12 protein-coding genes are annotated in these 12,405 nt (G+C 62.5%); 6 read left to right on the top strand and 6 right to left on the bottom strand.

Annotated elements, in window-relative coordinates:
- Nucleotides 1-21: 21 nt before the first annotated feature.
- A complete protein-coding gene (locus AB8717_RS15995; RefSeq protein ID WP_443748313.1) occupies nucleotides 22-888 on the bottom strand; it encodes a 50S ribosomal protein L11 methyltransferase in 867 nt (288 codons plus the stop codon).
- 99 nt (nucleotides 889-987) lie between these two features.
- On the opposite strand from AB8717_RS15995, the gene AB8717_RS15990 reads away from it, so the two are divergent.
- Together AB8717_RS15990 and AB8717_RS15985 are read left to right on the top strand one after the other, a co-directional pair.
- Nucleotides 988-1,749, top strand: a complete 762-nt coding sequence (locus AB8717_RS15990; protein WP_443748312.1) for a hypothetical protein — start codon at nucleotides 988-990, stop codon at nucleotides 1,747-1,749.
- Nucleotides 1,750-1,832: 83 nt separating this feature from the next.
- Nucleotides 1,833-3,674 carry an ABC transporter ATP-binding protein gene (locus AB8717_RS15985; protein ID WP_443748311.1) on the top strand — a complete coding sequence of 614 codons (1,842 nt, stop codon included), beginning with the start codon at nucleotides 1,833-1,835 and terminating at the stop codon, nucleotides 3,672-3,674.
- Nucleotides 3,675-3,677: 3 nt separating this feature from the next.
- Here the strand turns inward: AB8717_RS15985 and AB8717_RS15980 are convergent, their stop codons facing one another.
- From AB8717_RS15980 to AB8717_RS15970, 3 genes are all read right to left on the bottom strand, one after another.
- On the bottom strand, nucleotides 3,678-4,073 hold the full coding sequence (locus AB8717_RS15980; protein WP_443748310.1) for a PIN domain-containing protein: 396 nt from the start codon (nucleotides 4,071-4,073) through the stop codon (nucleotides 3,678-3,680).
- A complete protein-coding gene (locus tag AB8717_RS15975) occupies nucleotides 4,070-4,312 on the bottom strand; it encodes an AbrB/MazE/SpoVT family DNA-binding domain-containing protein (protein ID WP_443748309.1) in 243 nt (80 codons plus the stop codon). The genes AB8717_RS15980 and AB8717_RS15975 overlap by 4 nt, the downstream gene beginning before the upstream one ends.
- Before the next feature lie 67 nt (nucleotides 4,313-4,379).
- Nucleotides 4,380-4,805, bottom strand: coding sequence for an MAPEG family protein (locus tag AB8717_RS15970; protein ID WP_443748308.1), 426 nt, complete (start codon nucleotides 4,803-4,805; stop codon nucleotides 4,380-4,382).
- A 314-nt stretch (nucleotides 4,806-5,119) separates the two neighbouring features.
- Between AB8717_RS15970 and fumC the strand changes: the two genes are divergently transcribed.
- The 3 genes from fumC (at nucleotide 5,120) to modA (ending at nucleotide 9,168) form a co-directional block, all read left to right on the top strand.
- Nucleotides 5,120-6,511, top strand: a complete 1,392-nt coding sequence (gene fumC, locus AB8717_RS15965) for a class II fumarate hydratase (protein WP_443750906.1) — start codon at nucleotides 5,120-5,122, stop codon at nucleotides 6,509-6,511.
- Nucleotides 6,512-6,806: 295 nt separating this feature from the next.
- A complete protein-coding gene (locus AB8717_RS15960) occupies nucleotides 6,807-8,405 on the top strand; it encodes a porin (protein ID WP_443748307.1) in 1,599 nt (532 codons plus the stop codon).
- 10 nt (nucleotides 8,406-8,415) lie between these two features.
- Nucleotides 8,416-9,168 (top strand): molybdate ABC transporter substrate-binding protein, encoded by a 753-nt coding sequence (gene modA, locus AB8717_RS15955; protein ID WP_443748306.1) that lies wholly within the window; start codon nucleotides 8,416-8,418, stop codon nucleotides 9,166-9,168.
- 37 nt (nucleotides 9,169-9,205) lie between these two features.
- Here modA and AB8717_RS15950 read toward each other — a convergent pair whose 3' ends face one another.
- The gene (locus AB8717_RS15950) at nucleotides 9,206-9,970 is read right to left on the bottom strand and encodes a TOBE domain-containing protein (protein WP_443748305.1); all 765 of its coding nucleotides are present in this window, start codon (nucleotides 9,968-9,970) and stop codon (nucleotides 9,206-9,208) included.
- Between the two features lie 142 nt (nucleotides 9,971-10,112).
- On the opposite strand from AB8717_RS15950, the gene AB8717_RS15945 reads away from it, so the two are divergent.
- A complete protein-coding gene (locus tag AB8717_RS15945; protein WP_443748304.1) occupies nucleotides 10,113-10,853 on the top strand; it encodes an AAA family ATPase in 741 nt (246 codons plus the stop codon).
- Between the two features lie 469 nt (nucleotides 10,854-11,322).
- On the opposite strand, the gene AB8717_RS15940 is transcribed toward AB8717_RS15945, so the two are convergent.
- The gene (locus tag AB8717_RS15940; RefSeq protein WP_443748303.1) at nucleotides 11,323-12,378 is read right to left on the bottom strand and encodes a GIN domain-containing protein; all 1,056 of its coding nucleotides are present in this window, start codon (nucleotides 12,376-12,378) and stop codon (nucleotides 11,323-11,325) included.
- Nucleotides 12,379-12,405: the final 27 nt, after the last annotated feature.

Below are 12,405 nucleotides of genomic sequence, written 5' to 3'. Positions count from 1 at the left end.
ATCAAGAGGGAGAGAGGGCCGTCACACTTTTTGTAATACAAGTGTGCACCAGGCGTCACGGTGCAGACGACGGATCAGGCGGAAGCCATGGCTGAGATAGGCCGCTTTGACGAAACGTTCCTGCGTACGAAGCAGGCCCGAAAGGATGACAAGGCCTTTGGGTTTCAAGGCATCGCGGATCGGATGCGACAGGGTGACCAGCGGCCGCGCCAGGATGTTGGCGAACACCAGGTCGTACGGACCGTCATTGCGCACCAGGCGGTGGTTCAGCCCGTTGGCGTAGACGAAACGGGCATTGGCGTGGTTGAGGCGGGCGTTTTCGTTGGAAATACGCACGCTGACCGGGTCGATATCGGTGCCGACGGCAACCTTGGTACCTGTACGCGCCGCGGCGATGGCCAGCACGCCCGTGCCCGCGCCGACGTCGAGCACGCGGGCGAAGCCGCGCTTTTTCAGCAGGTCGCTATAGGTAAGAAGACAGCCGACCGTGGTGCCGTGATGGCCGGTGCCGAAGGCTGCCCCGGCTTCGATGCGCAGATTGACCGTCCCGGCTGGGACGCGGCCGCGGTCATGCATGCCGTAGACGAAGAAGCGGCCGGCACGCACGGGCGGCAGGCCCGACAGCGCCATGGCCAGCCAGTCGGCGTCGGCCAGCTGTTCGCGCACGACGTTCAGGTCGTCAAAACCGCCAAGGACTTCAAGCAGTTGCGTGTCTTCTTCCTCGGTCGTCGGGAAGGCGTCGATGCGCCAGACATTATGATTCTCGTCCTCTTCCAGGATCGAATAGGTCGCGCCTTCCAGCAGGGCGTCGGCGTCGATGGCCTCGGCTGCGGCTTCGGCGACGGCGCGCGGGCCTCTGGCGATGATTTGTTGAGGATTATAGGTCATGCTGCTCTGCGGTGAACGTTGATTCGTCAAAGGGACTCAGCTACCTTGCGTCTTTTCAAGGTGCACGAAATCTTCGGCGAAAGCACTTAGGGACGAATGATGGCGAGAGCTACCACAAAATCGAAAACGGGCGACACGAAATCTGCGGCGGACGACATTCCGGCTGATGCCGGCGTGAAAAAGACGATCGCGCGCAAGGCGCCCGCGGCGAAAGCCGCCCCGGCAAAGACTTCAGCGAAATCTGCGCCCGCAAAGACTCCGGCGAAAACGGCTCCGGCCAAGGCTGAAACGGCGGCCCAAAAGCCGGCGGCAGCCAGGAAGGCACCCGCCAAGGCGCTGGTCAACGATGTCAAGGACGCGGTCGTGGCCGACAAGAAGGCGCCCGCCAGGAAGCCTGCTGCGGCGAAGGCTGCTCCGGTAAAGGCTGCTCCGGCGAAAGCAGCGGCGAAGCCGGCCGCCAAGGCTGCTGCAAAGCCCGCCGCCGCCAAGGCGCCGGCTGCTCCGAAGGCTGCCGCGCCCAAGGCCAAGGTTACGGCCCAGGTCGAGGCGGTCGTGGAAAAGGCCAAGGTCCAGATCGACGAAGCCAAGGAAGCCGCCAAGGCCAGGATCGACGAGGCGGTTGCCGCTGCCGAGCCGCACGTCAAGGAAGCCACCGAGAAGGCCGAAGCCGCTCTCGAAGCCGCCAAGGCCAAGATCGACGACGCCGTGGAAAAAGCAAAGCCGGCGATCCAAGAAGCCGCTGTAAAGGCCGACGAGATCACGTCGAAGGCCGCCGACAAGGCGCACGAAATCACGGGCAAGGCGGCGGAAGCCACCAAGAAGAAGCCCGGTTTCTGGGCCCGTCTGTTCGGCGCGAAGTAATACCGAAGCGCCATGCTGACAAAAGCGGGCCTTCGGGCCCGCTTTTTTATTGCCTGTACGGCACCGAAAACTCCGAGAGTCCCATGCTCAACGCCCTCTATTCCCGCTTCGAGCGCCTGGTCGACCCGTTCCGCGATTACGCGGACCGGACGCCGCCCACGGGTCTCTATGCCTTCTTCTGGATGTTCCTTAAGCAGGTCTGGCCGATCTTTACCGCCATCCTGGTGGCGGGCTTCCTCTATACGGTCACCGAAGTCACGGTCTTCCGCTATATCGCCGATATCGTCGACATTCTGACCCATACCAAGCCTGCCGACCTGTGGCGGCAGCATGGCCATCAGTTCGTCATCATGGTGGTGGTGCTGGGCGTCGTCTGGCCGCTTATCGGCTTTGCCCATTCGCTGCTGCTGCGCCAGGCGGTGACGACCAACTTCCCGACGCTTATCCGCTGGCAATCGCATCGCCACGTCGTGCGCCAGTCCTTGAGCTTCTTCACCAACGACTATGCCGGGCGCGTGGCGTCGAAGGTGGTCGATACGGCGTCGGCCGTGCGCAACACGCTGGTGACCCTGTGCGACACGCTGCTCTACGTCGTTATCTATTTCTCGAGCGCGCTCTATCTTTTCTTCAAGGCCGATATGCGCCTGGTCGTGCCGCTGATCGTGTGGAGCGTCGTCTATGCCGCCGTCTGCAGCTGGTTCGTGCCGCGCCTGTCGAAATCGGCGGACGAAGCGTCGGAAGCGCGTTCCAGCCTGGTCGGGCGCGTCGTCGATTCCTACACCAATATCCAGACCGTCAAGCTGTTCGCCAATACGCGTCACGAAGAGGACTATGTGCGCGAGGCGCTCGACCTCAACGGTGCGAAGTGGCGCGTGCAGCAGCGGCTGATCACAGGGCTGGACGTCTCGACCTCGATCCTCAATTCAGGTCTTCTGCTGGTCATGGGCGGGCTGGCCATCTGGCTGTGGGCACACGGCGCCATTACGGTCGGCGCCATCGCCTTGGTCGGGGCGCTGACCCAGCGCATCCTCAACATGTCGAGCTGGGTGATGTTCCAGGTCACCAGCCTTTTCGAAAATATCGGCACGGTGCAGAACGGTATCGAGACGATTTCGCGTCCGCATACGGTGGTCGACACGGCCGGCGCCAGGCCGCTTGACGTCAGCAAGGGCGAAATCCGTTTCGAGCATATCGCCTTCAGTTACGGTGAGGTGGCGGCGGTCCGCGACTTCGACCTGACGATCCGGCCGGGCGAAAAGATCGGCCTGGTCGGGCCGTCGGGCGCGGGGAAGTCGACCGTGGTCAACCTGTTCCTCAGGCTTTACGACCTGTCGGGCGGCCGCATCCTCATCGACGGCCAGGACATTGCGGCGGTCACGCAGGAATCCTTGCGCGCCCATATCGGCATGGTGACGCAGGACACGTCGTTGCTGCACCGCTCGATCCGCGACAATATCGGCTATGGCCTGATGGGGGCGTCGGAAGCCGACATCGTCCGCGCGGCCGAACGCGCCCATGCGGCGGGCTTCATTCCCGGCCTTGTCGACAGCAAGGATCGCGGCGGCTACGACGCCAAGGTCGGCGAGCGCGGCGTCAAGCTGTCGGGTGGCCAGCGCCAGCGCATCGCCATCGCGCGCGTGCTGTTGAAGAATGCGCCGATCCTGGTGCTGGACGAAGCGACCTCGGCGCTCGATTCCGAAGTCGAGGCCGCCATCCAGGAAAGCCTGCTGGAGTTGATGACCGGCAAGACGGTGATCGCCATCGCGCACCGTCTGTCGACGATCGCGCGCATGGACCGGCTGGTGGTGATGGATGCCGGCCGCATCATCGAGGTCGGCAGCCATGCCGAGCTGATCGCCCAGGGTGGGCTCTACGCCCGGCTATGGGCGCGCCAGACCGGCGGGTTTATCGCGGAGACGGTTTAGGCGCTAGCTCAGCAGGACCATGCCCGCCGCCTTCGACGCACGAATGTCGAAGGTGACGGTCTGCGAACACCCGGCTGAAAAGGCCGTGCGTTCAATCAGACAATCCGCGAAATCCGCCCTGGACGACTGATATACGCGCAAGGCACGCCAGATGTCTTCAGCGCGATCAATCCTCAAACCTTGCGTACTCAGTAGCTTTTCAAGAAAGAGCGCAATCTGTTCGCGGGTCAGTTCGTAGCTGGATGATAGGACCCAGACGCTCTCGACGATAGATATGATCGTGATAAATCCAGGATCGTCGGACGTCAGACTTTCTATCAAGTTCGTCGCTGCGGCTGCCTGTTTCGCATCGTCCTGCATCACATAGCGAATAATGACATTGGTATCGAGGCCGATCATCTCGCCTCGGCGCCCTTCGCAGCGATCGCTGCATTCATCTCGTCAATCGTTACCGTTTTCTTCGGCTTTCCAAACAGTCCCTTCAAATCGGTGACGGGCGTTTTTGCAACGACGAACAGGAACTTGCCGGGTTCCAGCGACACGAATTCCACCCGGTCACCGGCATTGACGGACAGAGCCTTTCTGACATCGGCCGGTATGGTGATCTGGCCCTTGCTGGTGATAGTGGCGGCGGACATGGATGCATCTCCTAAATACGCCTTATTTTATAGTAAGGCGTAATGTAAGGCAATGTTTTCTTGTCGATTAGTGACCCGCTATTTGCCAGAAGATCGCGGCCCAAAGCCCCAGCAGCACCGTGGCGGCCGAGGCAAACAGGGCCAGGCGCAGCAAGACCTTGTTGATCGTCAAGTGGACGAGGCTGTGTGCATACCGCAGGCCCACGAATACCCAGGCCAGGCCCAGCGTCAGCGCATTCACCCGATTGTCGGCAAAGGCGATCAGGCACGCCACATAGAACAGTAGCGGCAGTTCCAGCAGGTTCATATAGTTGCGGTTGATGATGCGCGCCCGTTCCGGCACGCGCTCGCTTTCGCCCAGCTTGAAGTCGCTGACGCGCGCCTTGCCCGAGCGTACGGCGACGACGCGGACGAAGGGCATGACGGTCAGGACGAAAAAGGTCAGCGCCGCCAGCGCGGCCATCGGCCAAAGGATCAGGTGTTTGTCGAGCATGCCGTTCCCCTTCGTTTTTGTGAACCTGCCACGATATACGCCGCGTGAACAGGCATGGATGCCGCACTGCGGCGCAATCGCCACGCACGGCGGCGTGATTCACTTCCAAACGTCGGATTTTCATTGCACTTTCACCTTCAGAGTATAAGGGACACGCGCACGAATGTAAGGAGTTGCGGATGTTTGGCTGGGGTAAAGGCTCCAAGGACAAGAAACGCCCGAACAATGGCGCCAAATTCGAGACGGTCGACGCGCCGCAGGCCGGACCGTCGGGAAGCGAACCGCCCGCACCTCCACCCACGGAGACCAGGAACATGTCCAAGACGCGCACTGAAACCGATACCTTTGGCCCCATCGAAGTCGCCGCCGACCGCTACTGGGGCGCGCAGGCGCAACGCAGCCTCGGCAACTTCAAGATCGGCTGGGAAAAGCAGCCCCTGCCGATCGTGCGGGCGCTGGGTATCGTCAAGCGCGCCGCGGCCGAAGCCAATATGGCGCTGGGCAAGCTCGACCCCAAGATCGGGGCTGCTATAGTCCAGGCCGCCAACGAGGTCATCGAAGGCAAGCTCGACGACCACTTTCCGCTGGTCGTGTGGCAGACGGGTTCCGGCACGCAGTCGAACATGAACGCCAACGAGGTCATCTCGAACCGCGCCATTGAAATCCTGGGCGGCGAGATGGGCACGAAGAAGCCCGTCCACCCCAACGACCACGTCAATATGTCGCAGTCGTCGAACGACACCTATCCGACCGCCATGCACGTGGCCTGCGCCGAAGAGATCGTTCACCGCCTGCTGCCGGCGTTGCAGACCCTGCGCAACGCCCTGAACGACAAGGCCGAAGCGTGGAAGGACATCATCAAGATCGGCCGCACCCACACCCAGGACGCGACGCCGCTGACGCTCGGCCAGGAATTCTCGGGCTATACCCAGCAACTGACCAACGGCATCGAGCGCATCCAGCAGACCCTGCCGAAGCTGATGCAACTGGCGCAGGGCGGCACGGCCGTCGGCACCGGCCTGAACGCCCCGGTCGGCTTCGCCGAAGGCGTGGCTGAAAAGATCGCGCAGATCACCGGCCTCGGCTTCACCACGGCGCCGAACAAGTTCGAAGCCCTGGCGGCGCACGACGCCATGGTGTTCAGCCACGGCGCTATCAACACGGTCGCCGCCTCGCTGTTCAAGATCGCCAACGACATCCGCTTCCTGGGTTCGGGCCCGCGTTCGGGCCTGGGCGAGCTGGCCCTGCCGGAAAACGAGCCGGGCTCGTCGATCATGCCGGGCAAGGTCAATCCGACGCAGTGCGAAGCGCTGACGCAGGTCTGCGTGCAGATCTTCGGCAACCAGGCGGCGCTGACCTTCGCCGGCAGCCAGGGCCATTTCGAGCTCAACGTCTTCAACCCGGTGATGGCCTATAACTTCCTGCAAAGCGTGCGCCTGATGTCGGACGCCGCGATCAGCTTCACCGACAACTGCGTGGTCGGCATCGAACCGCGCCTCGACAACATCAAGCGCGGTCTCGAAAACTCGCTGATGCTGGTCACCGCGCTCAACGGCCGCCTCGGCTACGATATCTGCGCCAAGATCGCCAAGACCGCGCACAAGAACGGCACGACCCTGCGTGACGAAGCCGTCGGCGGCGGTTACCTGACCAATGAAGAGTTCGACCAGTTCGTCCGTCCGGAAAACATGGTCCATCCGGGCTAAGCCCTTCCGGCAACTCATCTTTTAAAACCCCGCCCATTAGGTTGAGCGGGGTTTTTTCCATATGTGGCAGTCTGGTGACGCTCGCATGGATATCTCGCAACGGCGTCGTTATGAAGATTGACTTCATAACGAAGGCATGGTCAGCGAGGACATGGCAAGGGCAGCTCAATGGCGAGCGCCCTTGTGCCCTCAGGGCAAGGCCGCAAGGACGCGGCCATCGGCGCCGACTATGCGGCGCCATGTTTCCGTTTTTCCGCACGACGAGACCCCACAAGGGGCGTCCATCGAGGTATTCATGCGCAAACCCATTGCAAAGTCTTTTGTTCTAGGCGCCAGCCTGGCTGTTCTGGCCATCGCTTCGGGCGCTTACGCCAAGCCGCACAAGGCTACGAAATCGCAGGCCGATCTTCAGGCCGACATCCTGGCCGAAACGCGCAAGATGCTCGACGCCCAGAAGGCCGAGTTCGACCAGGCCGAAGCTGCCAAGCAGGCGCAGATCGACGCGCTGCAATCGAAGGTCAGCGATCTGACGGCGCAATTGCAGGCGACCAAAACGCAAGTCGCCGCCATTCCGCCCGCGCCGACCGTGGCGCAACTGGCGCCGCAGGTCGCGGCGGCCCTGCCCAAGCCGGATACGACCGTCGCCATGAAGAAGGGCACAGCCAGCGTCGCGTCTTCCGACGGCGCCTTCACCGTCGCGATCCACGGCGTCATGCAGCTCGATGCCGCCAGTTACGACCAGGACAAGGCCCTGCCGGCGGCCGTCACGGCGCGCGACCTCAATTCCGGCACCAATTTCCGCCGGGCGCGCCTGGGCATCAACGGCAAGCTGTTCAGCGACTTCGATTATAACATCCTGGCCGAATTCGGCGGTTCGGGCGCCGAAGACGCCGGCCGTCTGCAGGAAATGTGGCTGCAATATTCGAAGTTCGACCACGCCAAGATCCGCATCGGCGCCTATCCGCCGCTGGTTGGGCTGGAAGATGCCGCTTCGACCAATTCCCAGCCCTTCATGGAACGGCCCGCCTCGGCCGAAGTGGCGCGCAGCCTGTCGGCCGGCGATTATCGTATGTCGGCCGGCGTGTTCGGCTATGGCGATCGCTGGCTCTATTCGCTGGCCCTGACAGGCAATACGATTTCGACGCTCAACACCCAGGCGACGGGTTTCACCGCCGCCAATACGGATGAACAGCTGGGCGTCGCCGCGCGCCTGGCGGGCACGCCGCTGCGCGGCTTTGACTGGCTGGTCCATGTCGGTGTCAACTATACGGGTGTCATCAATCCGGCCGACGCCGGCGCGTCGGCCGCCACGCGCTATCCGGTCCAGCTGCGCGACCGCCCGGAACTGCGCGTCGACGGCACGCGCCTGATCGACACCGGCGCGCTCAATGCGCAATCGGCCTCGGCCACCGGGTTCGAACTGGCCGGCCAGTACAAGAGCCTGTTCGCGCAGGGCGAAGCCTTCACCTACAAGGTCGAGCGCTATAACGCCGCCACCGGCGTCACCAACCCGACCTTCAAGGGCTGGTACGTCGAAGGCGGCTGGTCGCTGACCGGCGAGGCGCGCAAGTACAATACCCAGACGGCCGCCTTCGACGGCGTCGTGCCGCGCGTCAATTTCGATCCGAAGGCCGGCAAGTGGGGCGCGTTCGAACTGGTGGCGCGCTATTCGACGCTCGACCTCAACTACCATGAAGGGGCTACGCTCGCCGCCGATCGTGTGCTGGGCGGCCAGCAGGACATCTCGTCGCTGGGTCTCGACTGGCAGCTCAATACCGATGTCCGCTTCGTCTTCGAAGGCCAGTCGGTGAAGATCGACCGCCTCAACAGCGCGGGCGCCCAGATCGGCCAGACATACAGTGCCTACGCCGTCCGTAGCCAGTTCAACTTCTAAGGTGTCTCCCATGTTGAAACGATCCTTCCTGACCCTGGCCGCTTCGCTCGCGGCCCTGTCTTTTGCCGGCCAGGTCTTCGCCGCCGACGTCAAGGTCGCCGTCGCCGCCAACTTCACCGATACGGCCAAGGAACTGGCCGCGGCCTTCCAGAAGAAGACCGGCAATACGGTGACCATGAGCTTCGGTTCGTCGGGCAATTTCCTCAGCCAGATCGAGCAGGGTGCGCCGTTCGAGGTCTTCCTGTCGGCCGACGCCGAACGCCCTGTGAAGCTTGAGGCCGAAGGCCTTGGCATCAAGGGCACGCGCTTCGTCTACGCCTACGGCACCCTGGTGCTGTGGAGCGCCACACCGGGCTTTGTCGACAGCAAGGGCGCCGTATTGGCCAAGGGGCAGTTCGAGCATCTGAGCATCGCCGATCCGGCGGCGGCGCCCTATGGCGTCGCCGCGGTCGAGACGCTGAAAAAGCTGGGGCTTTACGACAAGCTCCAGCCCAAGATCGTCAAGGGCAGCTCGATTGCCCAGGCCTATACCTTCGTCAATTCGGGCTCAGCCGAACTGGGTTTCATCGCCTTGTCGCAGGTCTACAAGTTTCCGCGCGGCTCGGTCTGGAGCGTGCCGAAGGACGATTATACGCCGATCGACCAGCAGGCCATCCTGCTGAAGCCGGGCGAAAGCGACCCGGCGGCGAAGGCCTATCTCGACTTCCTGAAGTCGCCCGATGCCATCAGGATCATCAGGTCCTACGGTTATGAAGTGAAGTAAGATTACAGGGCGGCCGGATTTATCGGCCGCCCTTTTCTTATCCGCTGGCCAGGATGATATGCGACGCCTTGATCAGCGCCTGGGCGGGCTGGCCGACCTCCAGCCCCATCTCGACGCAGGCGCCGTGGGTGATGATGGCGATCAGGGTCTTGCCGGCGTCAAAGGCCAGCGTCACCTCGTCGTTGACCGCGCCGGTGGTGATGGCCGAGACGGTGCCGAGAAGCCGGTTGCGTGCTGAGATTCCCAAGCGCTCATGGCCTGAGGCCAGCAGCACGAAGCTCGACTTGATCAGGGCGACGACGGCGGCGCCCGGCTTCAGGTCCATGGCCGCGACGCTTTCGCGCGTGATGATGGCGACAAGGTCGATGCTGTCCGACACCTTCAGCGTCACTTCGGCATTGACGGCGCCGTCGATGACGGTGGTGACCGTGCCGTGATAGGCGTTGCGCGCCGAAGTCTTCATGGTGATGCTCCGCAGGAAATCCCCGAAATCAACGCCTTCGCCATCGAGCACGGCCTGGACCTCGGCGGCATAGGCGGACAGCGCGGTCTCGGCCCGCCCGAAGGCGGCAATCAGGGCACGACCTGCCGGCGATACGCTGGCGGCGCCGCCTGCACGGCCGCCGGCCGTGGCCAGCACAAGCGGCTGGCGCGACAGGTTATTGAGCGCCTGGACAGCATCCCACGCACCCTTATAGCTTAAGCCAACGGCCTTGGCGGCCGCCGAGATCGAGCCGTGGCGTTCGATCTCTTCGAGCAGGCGGATGCGTGCCGCGCCGACGGATTCACCGGCGCGTTTCAACTGGATCAGAGCCTGGAGCGTGTCTTGCGTGATGGCGGCCTCCTTGCGGAGCGGACCGTAGCCGTATCCGACGGTGCTGAAAAGGGCTTGGCGTCCGGCGGGGATCGCGGCACTGTTGGCGCGGACTCTAACGGGGGATGGCGTGCGGGCGGTCGATGCAAGGCACTATTGGCTGGAGGCGATTTTCCGCCGGGACGATCCTGCGTGGGACCCGAAACGCTACCCGTTCAACCTGCCGGCGGTGCGGACGCTCGATCGTCTCGAATTCCATCCCAAGGTTACGTTTTTCGTCGGTGAGAACGGCTCGGGCAAGTCGACCCTGATCGAGGCCCTGGCCATTGCGTGGGGCTTTAACGCCGAAGGCGGGTCGCGCAATTTCAATTTCGCCACGCGGGCTTCGCATTCGGACCTGCATCGGTTCGTGCGGCCGTCGCGGGGCGTGCGCCGGGCTCGTGACGGTTTTTTTCTGCGGGCGGAAAGCTACTTCAATGTGGGCACGGAGATAGAGCGCCTCGGCGTCGGTCACAATTACGGCGACAAATCCCTGCACGAACAGTCGCACGGCGAATCCTTTTTCGCCCTGTTCGAAAATCGGTTCCATGGCCACGGCCTCTACATCCTCGACGAACCCGAGGCGGCCTTGTCGCCGTCGCGCCAGATGACCTTCCTGGCGCGCATGCACGACCTGATCCAAGAGGAATCGCAGTTCATCATCGCCACCCATTCGCCGATCATCATGGGGTACCCGGATGCGGATATCTGGCAGGTGTCGAAGTTCGGGCTGGAAAAGGTGGCGTACGAGGACACCGAGCACTTCCAGATTACGCGCCAGTTCCTCAATAATCGCGACGCCATGCTGGACGTCATTCTCGATGATGAGTGACTGAGGCCCAGGACAAAGAATAAGGCGCGGGAGCCGGGCTCTCCGCGCCTTATTTCTGTTTGGGTAGGACGGTGGTTTAGAACAGGCCGGCGGTCAGAAGGGCGGCCAGCATGGCGACGGTGCCGACGAACAGGGCCGAGACGGAAGCGATTTGGGCAGTCATGGTGTCAATCTCCTTAGGTTATGCTGCGATGCACACCATATGCGCCTTCCGGACATGATTTTCAAATTAACGATCCGTCATGAACGTGATTTAATAAATTAATAAAATCAATAAGTTAAAATTACAAAATGGTTAGGATCGGTGGATTTTTGTGCGGTGCATCATTTTTAGTAATCGCACCGCGAAAATTCGGAAAATTTCCGAACTGTAGCGGCGGTTTTCGCAAAATTTTGACTGCGGCAGCCTGTCGCACCCACAAAAAAGCCGCCCGGAGGGGCGGCTCTTGAAATCAGATTGTCGGGACGTCTAGTGGCCGATGTGCATTTCGCCCGAGCCGGTGACGCGGGTCTGCACCGGACCTGTGGCCTTGCCGATGGTCACGTCGCCCGAACCGTTGCTGTCGACATTGACCGAGCCGGCCGTGCCGCCGAAATCGACATCGCCCGAACCCGAGCCGCGGATCATGAAGGTCTGGGCCTGGCCCTCGGAGATGCGCACGTCGCCTGAGCCCGACATTTCCAGCGAGGCTGTGCCGTTAAGGCGCTGGATCTCGACGTCGCTGGAACCGTTGTTGACCAGGGCGAAATTGCCGCCGACCGTATCGACCTGAAGATCGCCGGAACCGTTGAGGCCGGCGCGCAGGGACCGGATGCGGCCCAGTTGCATGTCGCCCGAGCCCTGGCTTTGCAGGTCGACATCGCCGGCCTGGCGCACCGAAAAAGCGCCCGAGCCCGACAGCGACAGTTTGAGATTGCGCGTGCCATCCAGCGCGATATCGCCCGAACCCATGCTGTCGATGATGGCGTCGCCCGATACCGGGCCGGCATGAATATGGCCGGCGCCGCTGTCGATAATGTTGAGCTGGCCGTTGACCGGCGCGATATTCCAGTTGCCGCTGCCGTTCAGCACGAAATCGAGGGTCTTCGCCGGGCCGACCTGACCGAAGACATAGGCGCTGTCCTTGACGATGGCGTTCATCGGCACGCGCACGAAGACCAGCGGCAGGTCGTTGACATTGACCGCGCCAAGGCCCGACAGGAAGATGGTGCCGCGGGAATCGTCGCCGACATCGTCGAGATTGATGCGCAGGTTGATATTGCCGCCGTTCGACGCGCTGAGATGACCATTGAGCACGGTGACATTGCCGCGCTTTGACACCATCAGGGTCGGCACCTTGACCTTGCCGTAACGCACGCGGATATCGACGTCGCTGCGGTCTTCCGGCGTGACGACGACGCGGGCGACCATGTCGCGGAATTCGACCTGGGGACCGTCCGACAGCAGCCGGTACTGGGCGTCGGCGCCGGTCGCGGCGCCAAGGGCCAGCAAGCTGACAGCAGACAGGGAAACCAGATAACGCATTCATACTCTCCAACTTTTTGGCCGGGG

Source organism: Asticcacaulis solisilvae, from assembly GCF_052327315.1.
Lineage (GTDB): Bacteria > Pseudomonadota > Alphaproteobacteria > Caulobacterales > Caulobacteraceae > Asticcacaulis > Asticcacaulis solisilvae_B.
The sequence above is the reverse complement of the archived record's forward strand: the minus strand, read 5'-3'. Positions and strand labels throughout refer to the sequence as shown.

Excerpts from the sequence above, each read along its gene's own strand:
- AB8717_RS15995 (WP_443748313.1), bottom strand. The coding sequence starts at position 888 with ATGACCTATAATCCTCAACAAATCATCGCCAGAGGCCCGCGCGCCGTC.
- AB8717_RS15990 (WP_443748312.1), top strand. The coding sequence starts at position 988 with ATGGCGAGAGCTACCACAAAATCGAAAACGGGCGACACGAAATCTGCG.
- AB8717_RS15985 (WP_443748311.1), top strand. The coding sequence starts at position 1,833 with ATGCTCAACGCCCTCTATTCCCGCTTCGAGCGCCTGGTCGACCCGTTC.
- AB8717_RS15980 (WP_443748310.1), bottom strand. The coding sequence starts at position 4,073 with ATGATCGGCCTCGATACCAATGTCATTATTCGCTATGTGATGCAGGAC.
- AB8717_RS15975 (WP_443748309.1), bottom strand. The coding sequence starts at position 4,312 with ATGTCCGCCGCCACTATCACCAGCAAGGGCCAGATCACCATACCGGCC.
- AB8717_RS15970 (WP_443748308.1), bottom strand. The coding sequence starts at position 4,805 with ATGCTCGACAAACACCTGATCCTTTGGCCGATGGCCGCGCTGGCGGCG.
- fumC (WP_443750906.1), top strand. The coding sequence starts at position 5,120 with ATGTCCAAGACGCGCACTGAAACCGATACCTTTGGCCCCATCGAAGTC.
- AB8717_RS15960 (WP_443748307.1), top strand. The coding sequence starts at position 6,807 with ATGCGCAAACCCATTGCAAAGTCTTTTGTTCTAGGCGCCAGCCTGGCT.
- modA (WP_443748306.1), top strand. The coding sequence starts at position 8,416 with ATGTTGAAACGATCCTTCCTGACCCTGGCCGCTTCGCTCGCGGCCCTG.
- AB8717_RS15940 (WP_443748303.1), bottom strand. The coding sequence starts at position 12,378 with ATGCGTTATCTGGTTTCCCTGTCTGCTGTCAGCTTGCTGGCCCTTGGC.